Raw genomic sequence first — 20,079 nt, 5'->3', positions numbered from 1 at the left:
CACTCAAGTTGCAGCACCGCGGTCACGGCACGTCCTCTCCCCCTGGCAACCTGACTTCGGGGAAATCACGTCCGTGCGTGGCAACCGGTTGCCACCACTACATCACAGAACGGCAACAGGCTCCGGCAGGACGAACGAACCGTCCGGCGAGCACGGGAAGTCGTGGACCTCCACCACGGCGTCAACCGGGATCGGGCCGTAGACGTGCGGAAACCACAGCGGCGAGTCCGGCACGGCTTCCCAGCGCACCGGCACGTCGAGCCGCCCGGGATCGACGACGAGCAGCAGCAGCCCGTCGCGGCCGTGGAAGAACTTGCCCGCCGTCACGTGCACGACGCCCCGGTCGGAGCAGTGCACGAACTCCTCGCCGGCGGCGGGCGCGATCGAACCCGCCGACCGGGCGGCGGCCCAGTCGGCGGTCGAGATGATGTGCAGCAGCACTTATCCACAGCTCCTTGTGGACAACCCTGTGTACAACTCCGGGTACAACGTCAGCGGAGGGTGATCTGGCGGCCGCGCAGGCCGTCACGGGCCCGGCGCTCGGCGTCGGTCAGCGGCTCGTCGGAGGCCAGCGCCTCCAGCAAGCGCTTGCCCAGCGCCTCGGCGGGACCGGCCCACTCGCGGGCGTGCATCTCGCGGTCGAGGTCCCACACCGGCACCAGCAGGCCGTGCGCGCGGAACGAGCCCGCGTACCGCGAGCCCTCGCCCAGGTCCAGCTCGCCGCGGGCGGCCAGCCGGGCCATCGCGGGCAGCAGCTGCTCCTCCGGCTCCGGGCGGACCCAGCGCAGGTGCGCCTTGTCGCCGGCGTCCACCCAGTACGCGGCCTTCACGCCGGGGGCGTCGACGCGGTCGGTCGGCAGGATCGCCGAGTTGGCGCGCTCCAGCGACAGGGCGACGTCGCCGGTGGGCTCGGTGCCCTCCGGCATCCACCACACGAAGTCGGTGTGCAGCTGCGGCACGATCTCGGCCTCGGGGTCGAGCAGGTCCTGCAGCCGGCCGGGGTGCTCGCCGTTGTCGGGACCGACGACCGGCAGCACGTCACCTGCCTTCGCCTGCTGCGCCCACTGCAGCGCCCGCGCCAGGTCCCGGCTGATGTCGCCGGAGCGCGTCTGCACCTGCAGGCCCACGAACGGCACGTCGTCGCCGCGGATCAGCCCGGCCGCCGCCATCGGCAGCACCGTGGCGAGCGTGACCTCCCGGCCGTCCTTCACCGGCAGCTTCGCGACCGCGGACGGCACGAACTCGCGCAGCGCGATCAGCTCGCACTCGGCGGCCAGGCCCTCGAACGGCCGCGACACGATCACGTCCGCCGCGCCGCCGGGGGCTCCGTGGCAGACCTTGTAGCGCTTGCCGGAGCCGCACGGGCAGGGCTGCTTCGGGTTGATCCCGTCCTTCTGGCCAGAAAAGTCATTCTGGGCGTCCTTGACGGCAGTCCGCTTGGCCACCTCGGCCCTCCTCGTGCTCAGGCGTGTCAGGTCGCCAAATTAGCCGTCAGCAGCCGACGCGTGTTCGCCGGGGCGTTCGTCGCGAGGTACCGGACTCCCAGGTCACGGCACAACGCGATGTCCTCCTGGCTGTCCACGGTCCACACGTACGTCTCGTGCCCGGCCCGGCGCGCGCGGTCGACGTACCCGGGATCGTTGCGCAGCAGGTGGATGCCCGGCCCCGTGTAGTCGGCGAACGGCGGCAGCGCGCCGCCGCGGTGCCGGCCGAGGCGGTCGAGCAGCAGGACCGTGCGGACGTCCGGCGCGAGCTCGCGGAACACCTTCACGGCGCTCTGCGAGAACGACATCATGACGATCTGCTCCCGCAGCCGGTGCTTCTCCAGGGCGTCGGCGAGCTTGCGCTCGATCTCGTTGCGGTAGCGCACCGGGTGCTTGGTCTCGACGAACAGCTGCACGTTCGTGCCCTTGACCAGTTCCAGCAGCTGGTCGAGCCGGAGCAGCTCGGCGGGCCGGCCGTGCCGGTGCCAGCTGCCGTAGTCGTGGCGCTGCAGCTCGGCCAACGTCATCGCGCTGACCGTGCCACGGCCGTTGGACGTGCGGGTGAGCGTGCGGTCGTGCACACACACGATCTCGCCGTCCTTGGACAACCTGATGTCGCACTCCAGCCCGTCCGCCCCTTCTCTCAGGGCGAGCTCGTAGGCCGCGATCGTGTGCTCGGGACGGTCGGTGGAGGCACCGCGGTGCGCGACGACTGATGGCTGCTGCACAGTCGCACCATAGTTCGTGCACAACAATTTGAGACGTCAATCAACTGGCCGTGGACTTCGGCGCGACCTCGACCTACCGTCCGCGTTGTGACGTTCGACCAGCGCGATCCCGAGTTCATCGCCGACCCCTACCCGGCCTTCGCCTCGCTGCGAGCAGCCGGTGAGGTGCACCACCACGAGGGCATGGGCATCGCCGTCGCCGTCTCGCACGCCGCCTGCTCCGCCGTCCTGCGCCACCGCTCGCTCGGCCGCATCTGGTCCGACGTGAAGCCGGTGGAGCGGTTCATGTCGTTCAACCTGCTGCACCGCAACTCGCTGCTGGAGAACGAGCCGCCGGTGCACACCCGGCTGCGCCGCCTCGTCGCCGCCGCGTTCGGCCGCGGCCACGTCGAACGGTTGCGGCCGTGGGTGGCCGAGCTCGCCGACCGGCTGGTGGACGAGCTGGTCGCGAAGATCTCCGACGTCGGTCAGGCCGACCTGCTGGCGCACGTCGCCGCGCCGCTGCCGGTCGAGGTGATCGCCGAGCTGCTCGGCGTGCCGGCCTCGGACCGGTACCTGCTCCAGCCGTGGTCGAACGCGATCGTGAAGATGTACGAGTACGGCCTGCCTCCCGAGCAGCAGGACGCGGCCGAGCGCGCCGCCACCGAGTTCGTGGCCTACCTGCGCGAGCTGATCGCGTTGCGCCGGGTCACACCGGGAGCGGACCTCGTGTCGGACCTGGTCGCGGTCACCGACACCGACGGCGCCCGGCTGACCGAGGACGAGCTCGTCGCCACCGCGGTGCTGCTGCTGATGGCGGGCCACGAGGCGACGGTCAACGTGATCGGCAACGGCGTCTACGCGCTGATGGAGCACCGGTCGCAGTGGGAGCGGCTGACCCCGGAGCTGCTGCCCACGGCCGTGGAGGAGCTGATCCGGTACGACTCGCCGTTGCAGCTCTTCGAACGCACCGCGACCGACCGCGTGGAGATCGCGGGCCACGTGCTGGAACCCGGCGAGAAGATCGCGGCCCTGCTGGGTGCGGCCGCACGCGACCCGCTGGTGTTCGACCGCCCCGACGAGCTCGACATCGGCCGGGAGAAGAACCAGCACCTCGGCTTCGGCATGGGCATCCACTACTGCCTGGGCGCGCCGCTCGCGCGGATCGAGGTGGAGGCGGCGCTGTCGGCGTTGCACCGCAAGCTGCCCGGCGCGGTGCTGGCCGAGCAGCCGGACCGGCGCGCGGAGTTCGTGATCCGCGGCCTGCACGCACTGCAGCTCGCCGACGGCGCGTGACCGGACGTCCTACCCGCGGTACTTGTGCGGCAGCTTGAAGCCGCGTTCGTCCATCACCTCGCGCAGGCGGTCGGGGTAGTCGGTGATGATGCCGTCCACGCCGTCGTCGATCAGCTTGTGCATGGTGGCCGGGTCGTCGACGGTCCACGGGATGACCTTGAGGCCGTTGCGGTGGGCGTCGGCGACCAGGGCGCGGGTGGTGAACGGGACGTAGTCGGGGTCGCCGACCTCACCGCTCTGCGGGTTGCCGTGCACGGGGGACAGCGCGGAGGCGCCGAAGCTGCGGACGGCGCGGGACGGGCTGCCACCGAAGTCGTCGAGGTCCAGGCCGCCGGTCCAGGGTGAGCCGGGGCGCAGGAACTCGGGCTGGGTCAGTGCGACCAGCGGGATGCGGGGTTCGACCTCGCGCAGGCGCATCAGGGTGCCCCAGTCGAACGACTGGACGGTCACGTTCGGCAGGAAGCCGGAGCGGCGGATCTCCTGGACGGCGCGCTGGACGAACTGCTCGCGCGGTGCGGTCTCGTGCGGGGCGGCGGCCTCGACCTTGGTCTCGACGTTGAAGCGGACGCCCCAGGCGCGGTGCTCGCGGGCCAGGGCGAACAGCTCGGCCAGGGTGGGCATGCGGGCGCCGGGCGAGAGTTCCTGGCCGGAGTGCTGCGGGGACCGGGTGCTGCCGCAGTCGAGGGTCCTGACCTGCGCGAAGGTCAGGTCCTTCACGTACTTGCCGGCGTAGGGGAAGTCGGGGTCGCCGGGGAACGCGGGTGCGGTGTCGAGGCACTTCGCCGGGTTGGTCCTGCGGTCGTGGGTGATGACCTCGCGGCCGTCCCTGGTGATCTGGAGGTCCAGCTCCAGGGTGGTGACGCCGAGCTCGAGCGCCTTGCCGAACGCCGCGAGGGTGCTCTCGACGGTCAGGCCGAGGCCGCCGCGGTGGGCCTGCAGGTCGAAGTCGCGGTGTGGGTGGGCAGCTGCCAGGCCCGGTGTGGCCAGCGCGACCACCAGTGCGCCGATGAGTGTCCGCATGGACCCAACCTGGCACCGCCGCGCGACGCCGGGAAGGCCGCGACGGGAACGCCGGGGGTCAGCGGGGCGAACCGGAGGCGCGGAACGGCCGCAGCGGCGGCGCCGGGGCGTCCTTCACCTCCAGGACGCGCATCAGCCGGACGGACGCGGCGTCCACCGGCAGCAGCAGCGTCGTGATGCGGCGGATCATCAGCGCGGTGGTCACCTCGACGCCGGCCAGCACCAGGTCGCCGAGCGCGTGCAGCAGCACGCCGTCGGCCTGGGCCTGGGTGCCGTCGCGCAGCAGCCACAGCACCGTGATCATGAACAGCACGCCGGAGGCCGCCCACAGGCCCCACCACCACAGCAGCAGCCGGGAGGGGCGCGGGCGTTCGTCGGCAGGACGGCGGGCCACGGCGTGTTCCAGCTCGGCGAGCACCGAACCGGGCACGACGAGGTTCACGCCGGGCACGAACAGGCTGAGCAGCGCGGAGCGGTCCGAGCGGGACGGCCCGTAGCCGACGATCGTCGCGGCGACGTGGCGCGCACGCCGCGCCCACAGCACAGTGAACAGCAACGCCAGCGGCCAGCCGACCAGCAGGAGCGCCGACGAGGACACGACCATCGCGTCCGAGGTGTTGACCACGGTCGGCGAGAGCGCGCCGAAGCGGCTCATCGCCAGCAGCACGTACCGCCAGAGCTCGGACGCCGCCGCCCAGACCGCCACGAACGCGACCAGCCACAGCGTGTTCTGCGCGGTCCTGCCCAGGCGGCGGACGCCGTCGACCGGGTCGGCGCTCTCCGCCGTGTCGAGCACGGCCGTCGGCCAGCGCCACGCCAGCAGCGGGAAGCCCCACCGCGGCGGCACGGGGTAGTGCGGCGGACCGTTGTAGCGCAGCCGCTGCGTCCGGCGCGCGGGCTGCGGGTACGCACCGGGTGGCGGTGTCGCGACCCAGTCCACGCGCATCGGCTGCAGCGGCTGCACGATCAGATGACCTCGGGTTCCATGCCGTCGACGCCGCCCTCCAGCGGACGCCCGGCCGCTTCCCAGTGCTGCATGCCGCCCTCGACGTTCACGGCCTCCCAGCCGTTCTCGTTGAGGTACTGCGTCACGCGAGCGGACCGGCCACCGGCCCGGCAGACGACGTAGAGCTGCGTGTCGTTCGGCACCTCGCCGAGACGGGCGGCGATCTCGCTCATCGGGATGTGCAGCGCACCGGGCGCATGGCCGGCGTCCCACTCGTCCTGCTCGCGCACGTCCAGCAGGACGGCGCCTTCGGGCAGCTGGGCGGGAACGTCGGAGATCTCCACGCTGGGAACAGTCACGCCGTAGATGGTGCCATGCCGGAGGTTGCACTCACGTGAACCTCCCGGCACGGCCCACCCCTCAGGGCACCTCCGCGACGGCGGCCCCGAGCCTCACGAGCTCCACTTCGGACAACGGCAGGGCGTCCCGCGTGGGCTTGGCGCTGGTCCGGCCCGCGTCGACCTGTTCGACGCGGATCGCCAGGTGGTCGGGCCGGAAGACGTACAGGGCCTGCACGCGCAGCTCCTGCCCCTCGGCGGCGGGCGCGTGGAGCTGGTACACGGTGCCGTCGGGGCCGGTGAAGCGGCGGATCGCGGTGCACGTGCCGGTCGCCCACCGCACGCTGTCCGCGGCCGCGGCGGGTTCGCCCTGGAAGCGGGCCATCGCGAACCGCAGGCTCCCCGCGCCCTGCCGGTCGAGCACGTCGACCCGGAACGCCCTGTGGTCGTCGTAGTGGACGCTGGCGGGGTTGGTGGCGTCCTCCGGGAGCTCCGAGTCGACGACCCGGCCGGGGACCACCTCCTGCACCGCGGCTCGCCAGGCCCTCATCTGCTCGAACGAGGACAGTCGGATGCCCATGTCCCGCACCACGTCCGGCTGCGGACCGGCCTCGCCGCAGCTCACCCGCGGCCAGGACGCCGGGCCGGCGGCGAGCGACAGCTCGGGGTTCGCTGCCGTCCGCCACGCGACGCTGCCGATGCCGATCACCGCCACCACGGCCAGCACACCGCCGGCGAGTCCGGCCCGGCGCACGGCCACCCGGCGCTTGCCCCGCCGCAGCACGTCGTCCAGCGTCGTTGTCGGTGGTGGCGCGGGCACGTCCAGAGCTCCGCGCAGCTCGTCTTCGATCCTCATCGGGCACTCTCCGTGGTGATCGGCTCGCCGTACGCCTCGCGGAGCGTCGCCAAGCCCCTGGCGGTCTGGCTCTTCACGTTGCCCTCCGAGCAGCCCAGCTCGGCCGCCGTCTGCTCGATGGACAGGTCGTGCACGTACCGCAGCACCAGCGCGGCCCGCTGTTTCGGCGGCACCTTCCGCAACGCCGCGTGCAGGCGGGCGTCGGGGTCGTCGAAACCGCCGCCGACGCCGTGCTCCGGCAGGTCGGCGACCGGGCGTTCGCGCACGCGGCGGCTGTTGATGAACAGCCGCGTCACGATCGTGCGGACGTAGGCCTCCGCGGTCTCCCGCCGGACGCTGGGCCACTTCGCGTAGGCACGCACGAATGCGTTCTGCGCGAGCTCTTCGGCCTCCGACCAGTCGCCGCACAACGCGTACGCGGTGCGCCGGGCCCAGTCGAACCGGCTCGTGAAGAACTCCGAGAACTCCTCGTCTCGCCGCACTCCGATCCCCCATGCTCGTGCTGCGTTCGCGTTCATTACGCGGTCAGCCGCCGCCGGGTTGCACGAACGCGGAACGGGCCGCCCCGGAGATCTCCAGGACGGCCCGTTCGGCAGTGCGACAAGCTAGTGCGCGATGGCCTTCTCGGCGCCCGCGCCGGTGAGGGAGCGGACCTCCATCTCGGCCTGCTTGACCGGGTCGGCCTTGTCCTTCGACAGGATCGTGCCGACGTAGCCGAGCAGGAACGCGATCGGGATCGAGACGATGCCGGGGTTCGACAGCGGGAACAGGTCGAAGTCGGCGTTCTTGAACATCGAGGTCGGCGTGCCGGAGACGGCGGGCGACAGGATGATCAGGGTGATCGTCACGGCCAGGCCGCCGTAGATGCTCCACAGCGCGCCCGAGGTGTTGAACCTCTTCCAGAACAGCGAGTAGAGGATCGTCGGCAGGTTGGCGGAGGCCGCGACCGCGAACGCCAGCGCCACGAGGAACGCGATGTTCTGGCCGTTGGCGACGATGCCGCCGCCGATGGAGACCAGGCCGATCACGATCGCGGTGAGGCGGGCGACCTTGACCTCGGAGTCCTTGTCCTCCGCCTGGCCCTTCTTGATGATGTTGGCGTAGATGTCGTGCGCGAACGACGCCGACGCCGTGATCGTCAGGCCGGCGACGACCGCGAGGATCGTGGCGAACGCGACCGCCGCGATCAGGCCGAGCAGGATCGGGCCACCCAGTTCGAGCGCGAGCAGCGGAGCGGCCGAGTTGGCCTTGCCGGGCGCCTTGTTGATCGCGTCCGGGCCGACCAGCGCACCGGCGCCGTAGCCCAGGACCAGCGTGAACAGGTAGAAGATGCCGATCAGCCAGATCGCCCACACGACCGAGCGGCGGGCTTCCTTCGCCGTGGGCACGGTGTAGAAGCGCATCAGGATGTGCGGCAGACCCGCGGTGCCGAGCACGAGGGCGAGCGCCAGCGAGAGGAAGTCCAGCTTGCTGGTGCCGGTCTTGCCGTACTGCAAGCCGGGGCCGAGGAGCTTCTCGCCCGCTTTCGGCGCGTTGTCGACCGCGGCACCGAGCAGGGACGAGAGGTTGAAGCCGTACTTGCCGAGCACCCAGACGGTCATGACGCCGGCACCGGCGATCAGCAGGACCGCCTTGATGATCTGCACCCAGGTGGTGCCCTTCATGCCGCCGATGAGGACGTAGGCGATCATCAGGGCGCCGACCACGGCGATGACGAGGGCCTGGCCGCCGGTGCCCGTGATGCCGAGCAGCAGGGCGACGAGACCACCGGCACCGGCCATCTGGGCCAGCAGGTAGAAGAACGAGACGGCCATCGTCGAGGTCGCGGCGGCGGCGCGGACCGGGCGCTGGCGCATCCGGAAGCTCAGCACGTCGCCCATCGTGTACTTGCCGGTGTTGCGCAGCAGCTCGGCGACCAGCAGCAGCGCGACGAGCCACGCCACCAGGAAGCCGATCGAGTACAGGAAGCCGTCGTAGCCGTTGAGGGCGATGGCGCCCGCGATGCCGAGGAACGACGCGGCCGACAGGTAGTCGCCGGCGATCGCGATGCCGTTCTGCGGACCGGTGAAGGCACGACCGGCGGCGAGGTAGTCGGCAGCGGTCTTGGTGTTGCGGCTCGCCCGGATGACCACGAACAGCGTGATCAGGACGAAGACACCGAAGATGCTGATGTTGAGGATCGGGCTGGACTCTTTCACTTGCCGTCTCCCTCGATCTCACCGCGGAGCTTCTCCGCCAACGGGTCGAGGTTCTTGTTGGCGTGCCGCACGTACAGCGTCGTGATGACGAAGGTCGACACGAACTGCAGCAGGCCGAAGATGAGCCCGACGTTGATGTTGCCGAACACCTTGGTGGACATGAAGCCGTGCGCGTAGTCCGCGAGCAGCACGTACAGCACGTACCACGCGAGGAACAGCCCGGAGACGGGGAAGACGAACTTGCGCAGGCGGTGTTTCAACTCCACGAAGTCAGCGCTGGCTTGGACGTCGGCCCACTTCTGCGCATCGGGGCCCGACTCGCTCGGGGTGTGCTCGACGGTGCTCACAACCCCCTCCTCGCGGTACTCGTAGGTGTCAGCAACGTGACAGGCACGTGATGCCTCCAGGTGCGGTCCGTTCTTGGTCGTGAACCGTATGGAGACTTGAGTCACTCAGGTAAGACTCCGTTCGAGGCCATGCGCCAAGCAGTCGGGTGATGCGACGAACGGTCAGTATTCGTAGACGAAGGGCACTCAGCGTGACCGGAATCACCGTTCACCGATTCGAGTGACCAATTTTCACCCGTTCGAAACGCCGATAACTCAGCGTGTTTGTCCGGCTCCCCTGCGCTTGCCGCCGGCCATCCTGGCCTTCTCCTCCGCGGTCCCGAAGCGGGCGATGTCGCGGTCGCGGATGAAGCCGAGCGGGTCCGGCGCGTGCAGCCGCAGGAGGATCTGGCTGACGTCGGCCGGCACGCGCCTGCGGGTCGCCTTGCTGACAACGATCATGGTCGCGAACGCGATCGGCACCGTGATCAGCGCTGGTTGGGTGAACACAGCGGGCGCCCAGCGGCCGGTGTAGGAGCTGATCACGCTGATCACCTGGGCCGAGATCACCATGCCGCCACCGACGACGAGACCGCACACGGCGCCGACCCACGTGAGGCCGCGCCACCAGATCCCGAGGACGAGAAGCGGGCAGAACGTCGACGCGGCGAGCGCGAACGACATGGCCACGGTCAGTGACGCATCGGAGCGCGGGAGCAGCAGTGCGAGCGCGATCGCGACGAGTCCGGTGAACACCGTCGCCCACCGGAAGTCACGAACCTTGCCCGGCATGATGTCCGTCGAGACGACCCCGGCGACGGACACGACGAGTCCGGACGAGGTTGACAGGAACGCGGCGAACGCGCCCGCCGCGACGATCGCGCCGAGGATCTGACCGCCCAGGTTCGGCACCATCGTCTGGGGCAGCATCAGCACCGCGGCGTCGGTCTTGCCGTTCACCAGCAGCTGCGGCAGGTAGAGCCGGGACAGCACGCCCAGCACCGTCGGGAAGATGTAGAACAGGCCCAGCAGGTACAGCACGTGCAGCGCCGTCCGCCTGGCCGCCTTGCCGTCCGGGTTGGTGTAGAAGCGGACCAGGACGTGCGGCAGGCCCATCGTGCCGAGGAACGTCGCGAAGATCAGCGAGTAGGTCCGGAACAGGTCCGACAGGCCACCGGTCTGCGGGCGCAGCCAGTCGTGGTTGGTCGTCGGCGAGCCCTCGACCACCGGCACCGGGCTCCCGGCGGGGAACTCCATGACCGTGCCGGGGCTCAGCTCGTAGACGCCGCGGCTCCAGTACACCGGCCCGTCGGCGTCCCTGCCGTCGATCTGCCCGCGCACCGTCAGCCTCAGCGGCTCGTCGACGCGGACCTTGATGTCCTGCTCGGCGACGGTGATCTGCTCGGCCTTGGGGAACCTGACCACGCCCTCGTCGGTGATCGGCTGCGTGCCCCGGTCCGGCGCGGCGAGGAACACCACGAAGAGAACGAACGTGGGCGCGGCGATCGCGAAGAGCTTGCCCCAGTACTGGAACGCCTGCACGAGCGTGATCGCGCGCATGCCGCCGCCCAGCACGTTGACCACCACGATGGCCGTGACGACCAGCCCGCCGAGCCACGCGGGCAGCCCCGTGATCGTCGTGAGCGTCAGGCCGGCCGACTGCAGCTGCGGCACCAGGTACAGCACGCCGATGCAGACCACGAAGAACGTGCTGAAGTGCCGCACGTTCGCCGACCCCAGCCGGGCCTCGGCGAAGTCGGGCAGCGTGTACGCACCGGAACGCCGCAGTGGTGCCGCGACGAACAGCAGCAGCGCCAGGTAGCCAGCGGTGAAGCCGATCGGGTACCAGAGCGCGTCGACGCCGTCCTTGAGCACGAGCCCGGCCACGCCCAGGAACGACGCCGCGGACAGGTACTCACCGGAGATCGCGGCGGCGTTGCGGGTCGCCGGGATCGACCGCCGCGCCACCAGGAAGTCCGGGGTGGTGTTCGCGGTGCGGGACCCGACGTAGCCGAGCAGGAACGTCACCAGTGCGACGGCGACGATGGCGGTGAGGCTCCAGACGGTGGCGTTCACGTCAGCGGTCGACCATGTTCACGAAGTCGCGCTCGTGCCGTTCGGCCTGCCTGCGGAACACCCACCCGACGCCGTAGAGCACCGGGAAGGGAGCGAGGCCGAGCACGAGCCAGGGGACACCGATGCCGAGGACCTCGAGGTCCCCGATCGCCGGGAAGAGGTAGAAGGTGATCGGGAGCAGGCACATCCCGACCAGCACCAGGAAGGCGAGCCCGAACGCGGACTTGAGCTGCTGCCTGATGAGGTCGCGGATCAGCTTCTCACCGACGCTGGTCTGCTCCTGCAACTCGATGATCGTGCGCACGGCCTTGCCGCGCGACTTCGTGGAGTCCGCGAGCACGACCCTGCGCCTGCGCGGCTTGCGGGCCTGCTCACCGAGCCAGGCGTCGCGACCGGCTTGCTCGGGCTTCCCCGCGTCGTGCCTGCTCACCAGCCGCTCTTCGGCGGTCGCACGATCCGTTCCTTGAGCTCCTTGGTGTGCCTGCGGCTGACCGGGAGCTCCTTGGCGCCCTCACCGGTGCCGATCACGACCGCGTAGCCGTTCGCCGTCATCCGCAGCTCGCTCACCAGCGGCAACGCCACCAGGTACGAGCGGTGGATGCGCACGAAACCCGCGTTCGCCCAGCGTTCCTCCAGCTGCGCGAGCGGGATGCGCACCAGGTGGCTGCCGTCCTGCGTGTGCAGCCGGGCGTAGTCGCCCTGCGCCTCGACGTACCGCACGGACGCGCGCGGCACGAGCTTGATGGTGCCACCGAGCTCGACCGGGATGACCTCGTCGTCACTCGGCTCCGCCACACCGGGAGCAGCGGACGTGGCCGCCACCGGCGCCGCGGACCTACCCACCCGGTCGGCGACGCGGGAGATGGCCTTGAGCACGCGCTCTTCGTTGATCGGCTTGTTGATGAAGTCGAGCGCACCCACGTCGAACGCCGTGACGAGCGCGTCCCGTTCCTCCACACCCGTGACGAAGACGAGCGCCGGCGGGTACCTGAACGCGGACAGCACCCGCGCGAGATCCATGCCCGAAAGGCCAGGCATGTTGATGTCGGCGAACACCGCGTCGACCGGCGGCAGGCCGGCCTTGGTGCGCGCCATCACCTCTTGCTCGTAGTCACCCCTCAGGATGCGCAGCGCCTCCGCGGCGTCGAACGCCGTCAGCACGCGCCGGATGTGAGGGCTGCTCTCGAGGAGGAACTTGATCTCGCTCAGGCCAGGAGCCTCGTCATCGACTGCGAGGACGAGGAGACCGGCGTTGTCTTGGATACTCACTGTGTCGGGCATCTTGCCCATCAATGTGCGGTCATGTCTACGCCAGAACGGGCCTCGACACGCCCTGCGAAACCGAACTGATGCTCACAGCCCGAATCGGGACCAGCGAGCACGTTCCTCCAGGCTCGCGAGCACCTGCGTGACGAGATCCCCCGATCGGGTGGTCGTCCCGGCAAGTCCTAGCTTCGCGAGCAGCGGCCGGCGCGGCTCCGCGATCGTCAGCTCGGCGTTCGGGAACCGCTTGGCGAGAACGGACCGGATCGTGCCGATGCCGTCCACCAGCCCCAGCTCCACGGCCTTGCCGCCGGTCCACACCTCACCCGTGAACAGCTCGTCGTCGGCCGCCTTGAGCTTGGCCGCACGGCGTTCCTTCACCCACAGCTTGAACTGCTCGTGCAGGTCCGCGTGCAGCCCCTTGAGCCACTCGACGTCCTCGGGCTTCTCCTCCTGGAACGGGTCGAGCCGCACCTTGTTCGCACCGGCCGTGTAGACCCGCCGCTCCACACCGGCCTTGTCGAGCAGGCCGTTGAGCCCGAACCCGGCACTCACGACACCGATGGAACCCACGAGGCTCGTTCCGTGCGCATAAATCTCGTCACCCGCGCACGCCAGCCAATAACCACCGGACGCCGCGACGTCCTCGCAGAACGCGAGCACCGGCACGTGCTTCTTCGTCGCGAGCTCACGGATGCGCTCGGCGATCAGAGCGGACTGCGTCGGCGCACCACCAGGCGAGTTGATGAGCAGCGCCACGGCGATGAGCCGCTCGTTGTCGAACGCCCGGTTGATGGCCGTTTCCACGTTCTGGAGGCTGATCGTGTTGCGAGCCACCGGCGACGACTGCGGGGTGATCACCCCGTGCAACCGCACTGCCGCGACCACCGGCGGGCGCTCACCCCGGTCCATGACCCGCGGAAGACGGGCCGCGATCTTGTCCGTGACGCTCATGTACTCGACAGTACGTGCGTTTCCCGGTCACGCGGGAGCAGGACCGGCGACAGGTTGCTCCCGCGTGACGTGGAACACGTGTTACCGGGTTAGAGTCGGCAGGTGACGTTCAACCCCATCCGCTGGCTCGAGCGCTACGTCGAGTGGTGGGACGACCGGGGCAGGCAGAACGCCGCCGGACCGACGCCGATGCACATCTACTGGATGTGGGTGAGCTGGAGTGTCTGCGCCGTCGTGCTGATCACGACACTGGCGGTTGCAGCGCGCTGACCTGCGGGTTTGGTGCGATGCTCCGGGTCAGCACCTGCAGCTGGAATAACCCTTTGCGGTGCACTTGATGCAGACGCGGACACGCTCAGGTGCTTGTTGTTCCTGCAATTGACGATGCCCTTAACTCGCGGCCGGGCCGTGTTCGGTCACGGGCGGCTGTTCATTGGTCAACACCACAATCGGCAGGTTGGGGGCTGTGGTTGAGCTTGGTTGACGATGCAAGTTGTGGAGCGGGTCACCTTTGAGGGTTGGGTTCGTTTGCCTGTTGCCTTGGCACCGGGGTTGAGTTGGGTCCGTTTGCGTGTCGCCTTGGGTGGGTGGTCTTGCAGGCAGGGACGACGTTCGGGGTTCATCGCCGCTTCGCGACGATCGGCGACGATCGCGATTGGGGCTTGACTTCGAGCCTCTAACGGGGCGATGAGTCGGCCTTCAAAAGCCGGGCATAAGGGAGCCCGGCCGATCCCTACCAGGGTATCGCCCCGCCCTCAAAGTCAAGCCCCAATCGCAGGTCGAGGGCCTTGATATCGCTACCCGTCAAGGGAAGGTAGAAACGCCTCGCTTCGCTCGACGGGTGCGGAAAGCCTGAGGTGAAGGAGATTCGTCTCGCTTCGCTCGATCGGTGGGTTGAGGTCCGGGTGCTGGCAAGAGTCGTCTGCCGGGGCTTGTCCCGTTTTTGACCACCACTCCCACCTCGTGTCGCCCCGGCCTGCGTCCTCCTGGTCTGCCTCGGCGCTGGCCTGCCTCCGCGCTGGCCTGCGTCGACCTGCCCGAAACTGTCAGACCTCGCGCGTACTTTGGGTCGCGGGGGATCCAACTTCCGAGGGGACCCCTGCGCGAGCCTGCGAACGAAGCGCACGCGGGTCGGCTCGGCGGAAGCGCAACGGCGGCGGGGCAGGCCGCGACGGCGGTCCGAGCCAGGCTCGCGACGCGGCGCGGATCAGGCGTGCACAAGGCGAAGGTCAGGCGCGGACCACGGGCTGTTCGGCGGTCATCGGCTCGTCGGTCATCTGGGAGCCGATGTTCAGGTTCGGCAGGACGTTGCGGGCGAACTTCGGCACTTTCAGGATGACCTTGGTGCCTGCGTTCGGGGCGGTTTCCACGACCAGGGCGTATTCGGCGCCGAAGACGGTGCGCATGCGGTCGTTGATGTTGCCGATGCCCACGTGCGCGCCGGTTTGGTGGGCGTCCTTGATGTCGTCGAGGCGGTCGGGGTCCATGCCGACGCCGTCGTCTTCGACGCTGATCAGGGCCTCGCTGCCGTTGTCCTCGGCGGTGATGGTGAGCATGCCGCCGCCGGGTTTCTTGGCCAGGCCGTGGCGGACCGCGTTTTCCACCAGGGGTTGCAGGACCAGGAACGGCAGTACGACCTGGAGGACCTCGGGGGCGATGCGCAGGCGGACGTTGAGGCGGGAGCCGTAGCGGGCCTGTTCGATGGTCAGGTAGCGGTGGATGTTCGTGAGCTCGTCGGCCAGGGTCGTGAAGAGGCCGTCGGTGCGGAACGAGTAGCGCGTGAACTCGGCGAACTCCTGGAGCAGCTCGCGGGCGTGCGCGGGGTCGGTGCGGATCAGCGAGGAGATCGTGTTCAGGGCGTTGTAGACGAAGTGCGGTGAGATCTGGGCGCGCAGGGCCTTCACCTCGGCCTGGGCCAGTGCCTGGCGTTGCTTCTGGACGACCTCCAGCTCCAGCTGGGTCGAGACGAAGCGGGCGGTTTCCTCGGCCATGCGGATCTGGCGCTTCGAGGCGACGCCGCTCACCACGATCAACGTGCCGGCCACCTCGCCCTCGACGACCAGCGGGACCACGACGACGCTGTGCAGGGAGCACGGGCCCTGCAGCTCGCAGCCGAGCTTGCGGTGGTCGACGTGTTCCTTGTGGCAGGCGTTGATCGCACGGGCAACGGTGTCGCGGAGGTACTCGTAGTGGTCGTTCGCGCCGCCGTCCCACGACAGGACGGTGCCTTCCTCGTCGGTGATGGCGACCGCGACGCAGCGCAGCATCTCGCGCAGGTGGGGTGTGGCCTTGTCGGCGGCCTCCTGGGTCAGGCCCGCGCGCAGGTCGCTCGACGCCTTGGACATGCGGTCGAGCATGTCCATCACGGCGTCCTCGACGGAGGTGCTGACCCGTCGAGCGCGGCACAGCATCACGAAGAGGCCGAGAACGGCCAGGGTCGCGATGACACCGAGCACCGCGCGCTCGGTCAACAGGTCGCCCACATGGCACATGCTGTGCTGTGGGGTGCCCCTATAGCAAGAGGCACGACCGTCGTACCCCCGTACGGTCCACCGGTCCGGCTAGACATCCGATGAATTTGGGGAGAGGGTGTGCGGGTGAAAGTGGCTCTGTTCGCGACCTGCCTGACCGACACGTTCTTCCCGTCGACGGCGCGTGCCGTGGTCCGGCTGCTGGAGCGCCTCGGTTGCACGGTCGACTTCCCGCTCGACCAGACGTGCTGCGGCCAGATGCACTTCAACACCGGGTACCGCGACCACGCGCGGCCGCTGGCGCGGAAGTACACCGACGTCTTCGGGGAGTACGACCACATCGTTGCGCCATCCGGGTCATGCGCGGGGATGGTCAGGGAGGTCCACCCGACGCTCGGCACCGCTCCCCCGCGCACGTTCGAGCTCGCGGAGTTCCTCGTGGACGTGCTCGGAGTGACGGACGTGGGTGCGTGGTTCCCCCACCGGGTCACCTACCACCCCACATGCCACTCGCTGCGCATGCTGGGTGTCGGTGACAAGCCGCTGGCGCTGCTCAGGGCGGTCAGGGGACTCGATCTGGTGGAACTGCCGGACGCCACGCAGTGCTGCGGCTTCGGCGGCACGTTCGCTGTGAAGAACGCCGAGACGTCCACGGCGATGCTGGCGGACAAGATGCGGTGCGTGCTCGACACCGGCGCCGAGGTGCTGTCCGCCGGTGACAACTCCTGCCTCATGCACATCGGCGGTGGCCTGTCGCGGCTGCGGACGGGCGTGCGGACGGTGCACCTGGCGGAGATCCTGGCTTCGACGGAGGAGGACCCGTGGCGCGCAACCCCGTGACGTGGCTGGGCAGTCCCACGTTCCCCAAGGCCGCCAAGGCCGCTCTCGGCGACACGCAGCTGCGGCAGAACCTGCGCAAGGCCACCGGGACCATCCGCGGGCGCCGGGCCGCCGCGGTCGCCGAGGTGGACGACTGGGAGCAGCTGCGCGTCGCCGGTGAGCAGATCAAGGACGACGTCCTGGCGCGGCTCGACACGTTGCTGGTGCAGCTCGAGGAGTCGGTCACGGCCCGCGGTGGTGTCGTGCACTGGGCGCGGGACGCCGAGGAGGCCAACCGGATTGTGCTCGGGTTGTGCCGTGCCGAGAACGCCACCGAGGTGGTCAAGGTCAAGTCCATGGCCACCGCCGAGATCGGGCTGAACGAGGCGCTCGAAGCCGGTGGCGTGCACGCGGTCGAGACGGACCTGGCGGAGCTGATCGTGCAGCTCGGCGACGACCGCCCGTCGCACATCCTGGTGCCGGCGATCCACCGCAACCGCTCGGAGATCCGGGAGATCTTCCAGCGCCGCATGGGTGTCGAGGTCTCCGACGAGCCGGCGGACCTGGCCGAGGCGGCGCGGGTGTACCTGCGGCAGAAGTTCCTCACGACGAAGGTGGCGATCTCCGGCGCGAACTTCGCCGTCGCCGACACCGGGTCGATCGTGGTGCTGGAGTCCGAGGGCAACGGCCGGATGTGCCTGACCCTGCCGGACACGCTGATCACCGTGATGGGCGTGGAGAAGCTCGTGCCGACGTGGCAGGACCTCGAAGTGTTCCTGCAGCTGCTGCCGCGGTCGTCCACGGCGGAGCGGATGAACCCGTACACGAGCGTGTGGACCGGCGTCACGCCCGGCGACGGTCCACAGAGGTTCCACCTCGTCCTGATCGACAACGGCCGCACGGCGACGCTCCAGGACTCCGTCGGGCGTCAGGCGCTGCGGTGCATCCGGTGTTCGGCGTGCCTGAACGTCTGCCCGGTCTACGAACGCACCGGCGGCCAGTCGTACGGCTCGGTCTACCCCGGCCCGATCGGCGCGATCCTGACGCCGCAGCTGGTCGGCGACCTGCACGACCCGCAGGCGGCGTCACTTCCGTTCGCCTCCTCGCTGTGCGGTGCGTGCTTCGAGGTCTGCCCGGTGCGCATCGACATCCCGTCGGTGCTGACGCACCTGCGCGCCGAGGTCGTGGAAGCCAAGGGGCGCACCGCGGAATCGGTCGCGATGGCGGCCGCGGCGTGGGTGTTCGGGTCGGCCGCGCGCTACGAGAAGGCGCAGCAGGTCGGTTCGCTGGCCCGGTTCCTGGCCAGGGACGGGAAGATCACGTCGCTGCCGTGGCCGGGGTCGAGGTGGACGTCCTCACGGGACGTGCCCGCTCCGCCCGCCCAGTCGTTCCGCGCGTGGTGGAAGGAGAACCGTTGCGAGAAGTGACGAACACGGCCGCACGCGAGGAGATCCTCCGGCGGATCCGTGCCGCGCAGGTGCCGCCGGCCAAGCCCGTCGTCCGCGGCTACCACCGGACCGGAGCGGGCGGCGTCGAGCTGTTCGCCGAGCGCGTGGCCGACTACCGGGCGGTCGTGCGGGTGGTGACCGACGTCCCGGCGGCGCTGACCTCGTTGCGCGGCAAGCGGATCGTGGCTCCACCAGAGCTGCCGGAGGAGTGGCTGGTCGACGGGGTCGAGTGGCTGCGCGAGCCGTTGTCGATCGAGGAGCTGGACGGGGCGGACGGCGTGCTGACCGGGTGCGCGGTCGCGATCGCGGACACCGGCACGATCGTGCTCGACGGCGGTGCGGCGCAGGGACGGCGTGCGCTGACCCTGCTGCCCGACTACCACCTGTGCGTGGTGCGGGCCGGCCAGATCGCCGGATCGGTGCCGGAAGCGTTGGCACGGCTGGAACCCACGCGGCCGTTGACGTTCATCAGCGGCCCGTCCGCGACCAGTGACATCGAGCTGAACCGGGTGGAGGGCGTCCACGGCCCCCGCACCCTGGAGGTCCTGATCGTCACTTGAGCAGGCGGGACAACCGGCGGTCGGCCAGCGGCTTGCCGCCGGTCTGGCAGGTCGGGCAGTACTGGAACGCCTTGTCCGCGAACGACACCTCGCGCACGGTGTCGCCGCACACCGGGCACGGCAGCCCGGTCCGCGCGTGCACCCGCAGGCCGGAGCGCTTCTCGCCCTTGAGCCGGGCCGCGTCCTGCCCCACCGACCGCGCCACGGCGTCGGTCAGCGTGCTGATCATGGCCTCGTGCAGGCGGTCCAGCTGCTCGTCGTCCAGGCGCCCGGCCGTGGCGTACGGCGAGAGCCGGGCCAGGTGCATGATCTCGTCGGAGTAGGCGTTGCCGATGCCCGCCATCAGGCTCTGGTCGGTCAGCGCGGTCTTGAGCCGCTCGGTGCGCTTGTGCAGCAGGTCTTCGAGCTGGGTGCGGGAGAGCTGCAACGCGTCCGGGCCGAGCCGCGCGATCGAGGCGATCGTCTTCGGGTCGTGCACGATCCACGCCGCGAGCCCCTTCTTGGTGCCCGCCTCGGTGAGGTCGAAGCCGGGTCCCTGGCCGGGCGGTCCGAGGTGGACGCGCAACGCCAGCGGCCCGCGGCCCTGCTTGGGCGGTGGCGCCGCCATGGTGTCCGCCCAGCGCAGCCACCCGGCCCGTGCGAGGTGCACGACCAGGTGCAAGCCGTCCGCGACCTCCAGGTCCAGGTGCTTGCCGTGCCGGTGCGCGGCCACGACCTCCTGGCCGTGCAACGCGGTCCACGGCGGGTCGAACGTCTTCAGCACCTGGAGCGACGCCACGTCGACGCGGTGCACGGTGCGGCCGACAGCGTGTTCACGCAGGTGGTGAACCAGTGCTTCTACCTCGGGTAGCTCGGGCACCGGTCCAGTGTCGCATCAGTCGACGGGTTGCAGCGGACCTTCGACGTCGGGCAGCGAGTGCATCTCGATCGTCCTGGCCACCCGCGAGGCCTCCTGGCGCACGGCGAGCGGGCCGCGGACCTGGCCGACCCAGCGCTCCGGCGGCAGCTCGTCCGGGGTCGCCTTGCTCTCGGCGACCAGCGTGTGCGGGCGGCGCAGCGCCCAGCGGACCGGGAAGAACAGGAACAAGATGATCAACGCGAGGACCAGCCACGACGGCACGACGACCTGCTCCGGTGTCCACGCGACCAGCACGACCGCCATGATCAGCAGCAGGCCGGCCATCATGATGCCCGGCAGCGCGCCACCGCTCACATCGTGCTCGAAGTCATCGGAGATCACCGGATTGCGCCATTCGATGCGGCTGTGCACCGTCCACATCCGCCCGTCCGCACCGCGCACCAGCCGCGTCATGACAC

General features: G+C 69.9%; 22 protein-coding genes. 5 read left to right on the top strand and 17 right to left on the bottom strand.

Going from position 1 to position 20,079, the window contains the following annotated elements:
* Positions 1-102: 102 nt before the first annotated feature.
* From ADL03_RS04805 to ADL03_RS04795, 3 genes are read right to left on the bottom strand one after another with little or no spacing between them, the layout of a single operon-like run.
* Complete coding sequence (locus ADL03_RS04805) at positions 103-441, bottom strand: DUF952 domain-containing protein (RefSeq protein ID WP_053732135.1); 339 nt, start codon at positions 439-441, stop codon at positions 103-105.
* A gap of 50 nt (positions 442-491) precedes the next feature.
* The gene (locus tag ADL03_RS04800; protein WP_053732134.1) at positions 492-1,445 is read right to left on the bottom strand and encodes a DUF5926 family protein; all 954 of its coding nucleotides are present in this window, start codon (positions 1,443-1,445) and stop codon (positions 492-494) included.
* Between the two features lie 26 nt (positions 1,446-1,471).
* The gene (locus tag ADL03_RS04795; protein WP_053732133.1) at positions 1,472-2,212 is read right to left on the bottom strand and encodes a glycerophosphodiester phosphodiesterase family protein; all 741 of its coding nucleotides are present in this window, start codon (positions 2,210-2,212) and stop codon (positions 1,472-1,474) included.
* 87 nt (positions 2,213-2,299) lie between these two features.
* Between ADL03_RS04795 and ADL03_RS04790 the strand changes: the two genes are divergently transcribed.
* The gene (locus ADL03_RS04790; RefSeq protein WP_053732132.1) at positions 2,300-3,487 is read left to right on the top strand and encodes a cytochrome P450; all 1,188 of its coding nucleotides are present in this window, start codon (positions 2,300-2,302) and stop codon (positions 3,485-3,487) included.
* A gap of 9 nt (positions 3,488-3,496) precedes the next feature.
* Here ADL03_RS04790 and ADL03_RS04785 read toward each other — a convergent pair whose 3' ends face one another.
* From ADL03_RS04785 to ADL03_RS04735, 11 genes are all read right to left on the bottom strand, one after another.
* Complete coding sequence (locus ADL03_RS04785; RefSeq protein ID WP_053732131.1) at positions 3,497-4,507, bottom strand: glycerophosphodiester phosphodiesterase family protein; 1,011 nt, start codon at positions 4,505-4,507, stop codon at positions 3,497-3,499.
* A gap of 58 nt (positions 4,508-4,565) precedes the next feature.
* Complete coding sequence (locus ADL03_RS04780) at positions 4,566-5,471, bottom strand: DUF4328 domain-containing protein (protein ID WP_197288081.1); 906 nt, start codon at positions 5,469-5,471, stop codon at positions 4,566-4,568.
* 2 nt (positions 5,472-5,473) lie between these two features.
* Positions 5,474-5,812, bottom strand: coding sequence for a rhodanese-like domain-containing protein (locus ADL03_RS04775; protein WP_082372888.1), 339 nt, complete (start codon positions 5,810-5,812; stop codon positions 5,474-5,476).
* 61 nt (positions 5,813-5,873) lie between these two features.
* A complete protein-coding gene (locus ADL03_RS04770) occupies positions 5,874-6,647 on the bottom strand; it encodes a hypothetical protein (protein ID WP_053732130.1) in 774 nt (257 codons plus the stop codon).
* Complete coding sequence (locus ADL03_RS04765) at positions 6,644-7,129, bottom strand: SigE family RNA polymerase sigma factor (RefSeq protein ID WP_231641512.1); 486 nt, start codon at positions 7,127-7,129, stop codon at positions 6,644-6,646. The genes ADL03_RS04770 and ADL03_RS04765 overlap by 4 nt, the downstream gene beginning before the upstream one ends.
* A 123-nt stretch (positions 7,130-7,252) precedes the next feature.
* Positions 7,253-8,845 (bottom strand): cation acetate symporter, encoded by a 1,593-nt coding sequence (locus ADL03_RS04760; protein WP_053732128.1) that lies wholly within the window; start codon positions 8,843-8,845, stop codon positions 7,253-7,255.
* Positions 8,842-9,192, bottom strand: coding sequence for a DUF485 domain-containing protein (locus tag ADL03_RS04755; protein ID WP_053732127.1), 351 nt, complete (start codon positions 9,190-9,192; stop codon positions 8,842-8,844). Before ADL03_RS04755 ends, ADL03_RS04760 begins: the two co-directional genes overlap by 4 nt.
* 255 nt (positions 9,193-9,447) lie before the next feature.
* Positions 9,448-11,247, bottom strand: a complete 1,800-nt coding sequence (locus ADL03_RS04750; protein WP_053732126.1) for a cation acetate symporter — start codon at positions 11,245-11,247, stop codon at positions 9,448-9,450.
* A gap of 1 nt (position 11,248) precedes the next feature.
* Positions 11,249-11,677, bottom strand: a complete 429-nt coding sequence (locus ADL03_RS04745; RefSeq protein WP_053732125.1) for a hypothetical protein — start codon at positions 11,675-11,677, stop codon at positions 11,249-11,251.
* A complete protein-coding gene (locus ADL03_RS04740; protein WP_197288080.1) occupies positions 11,674-12,528 on the bottom strand; it encodes a LytTR family DNA-binding domain-containing protein in 855 nt (284 codons plus the stop codon). Before ADL03_RS04740 ends, ADL03_RS04745 begins: the two co-directional genes overlap by 4 nt.
* Before the next feature lie 72 nt (positions 12,529-12,600).
* Positions 12,601-13,464 (bottom strand): S49 family peptidase, encoded by an 864-nt coding sequence (locus ADL03_RS04735; protein ID WP_053732123.1) that lies wholly within the window; start codon positions 13,462-13,464, stop codon positions 12,601-12,603.
* Positions 13,465-13,566: 102 nt separating this feature from the next.
* Here ADL03_RS04735 and ADL03_RS48110 point away from each other — a divergent pair, with 102 nt between their 5' ends.
* Positions 13,567-13,734: a hypothetical protein gene (locus tag ADL03_RS48110; RefSeq protein WP_166048541.1), complete on the top strand. Its 168-nt coding sequence runs from the start codon at positions 13,567-13,569 to the stop codon at positions 13,732-13,734.
* Positions 13,735-14,693: 959 nt separating this feature from the next.
* On the opposite strand, the gene ADL03_RS04730 is transcribed toward ADL03_RS48110, so the two are convergent.
* Positions 14,694-15,947 (bottom strand): sensor histidine kinase, encoded by a 1,254-nt coding sequence (locus ADL03_RS04730; RefSeq protein WP_231641510.1) that lies wholly within the window; start codon positions 15,945-15,947, stop codon positions 14,694-14,696.
* 114 nt (positions 15,948-16,061) lie between these two features.
* On the opposite strand from ADL03_RS04730, the gene ADL03_RS04725 reads away from it, so the two are divergent.
* The 3 genes from ADL03_RS04725 to ADL03_RS04715 are packed head-to-tail and all read left to right on the top strand — an operon-like array spanning position 16,062 to position 18,762.
* Positions 16,062-16,775, top strand: coding sequence for a (Fe-S)-binding protein (locus tag ADL03_RS04725; RefSeq protein WP_197288079.1), 714 nt, complete (start codon positions 16,062-16,064; stop codon positions 16,773-16,775).
* A complete protein-coding gene (locus tag ADL03_RS04720; RefSeq protein WP_053732120.1) occupies positions 16,757-18,181 on the top strand; it encodes a LutB/LldF family L-lactate oxidation iron-sulfur protein in 1,425 nt (474 codons plus the stop codon). Before ADL03_RS04725 ends, ADL03_RS04720 begins: the two co-directional genes overlap by 19 nt.
* Entirely contained in the window at positions 18,178-18,762 is a 585-nt protein-coding gene (locus ADL03_RS04715) for an LUD domain-containing protein (protein ID WP_053732119.1), read from the top strand. Before ADL03_RS04720 ends, ADL03_RS04715 begins: the two co-directional genes overlap by 4 nt.
* Here the strand turns inward: ADL03_RS04715 and ADL03_RS04710 are convergent.
* Positions 18,755-19,621, bottom strand: a complete 867-nt coding sequence (locus ADL03_RS04710; protein ID WP_053732118.1) for an Fpg/Nei family DNA glycosylase — start codon at positions 19,619-19,621, stop codon at positions 18,755-18,757. The genes ADL03_RS04715 and ADL03_RS04710 overlap by 8 nt on opposite strands.
* A 15-nt stretch (positions 19,622-19,636) precedes the next feature.
* Positions 19,637-20,074 carry a hypothetical protein gene (locus ADL03_RS04705; RefSeq protein WP_053732117.1) on the bottom strand — a complete coding sequence of 146 codons (438 nt, stop codon included), beginning with the start codon at positions 20,072-20,074 and terminating at the stop codon, positions 19,637-19,639.
* Positions 20,075-20,079 lie beyond the last annotated feature (5 nt).

This window comes from Nocardia sp. NRRL S-836 (assembly GCF_001279525.1).
Taxonomy (GTDB): domain Bacteria; phylum Actinomycetota; class Actinomycetes; order Mycobacteriales; family Pseudonocardiaceae; genus Lentzea.
The sequence above is the reverse complement of the archived record's forward strand: the minus strand, read 5'-3'. Positions and strand labels throughout refer to the sequence as shown.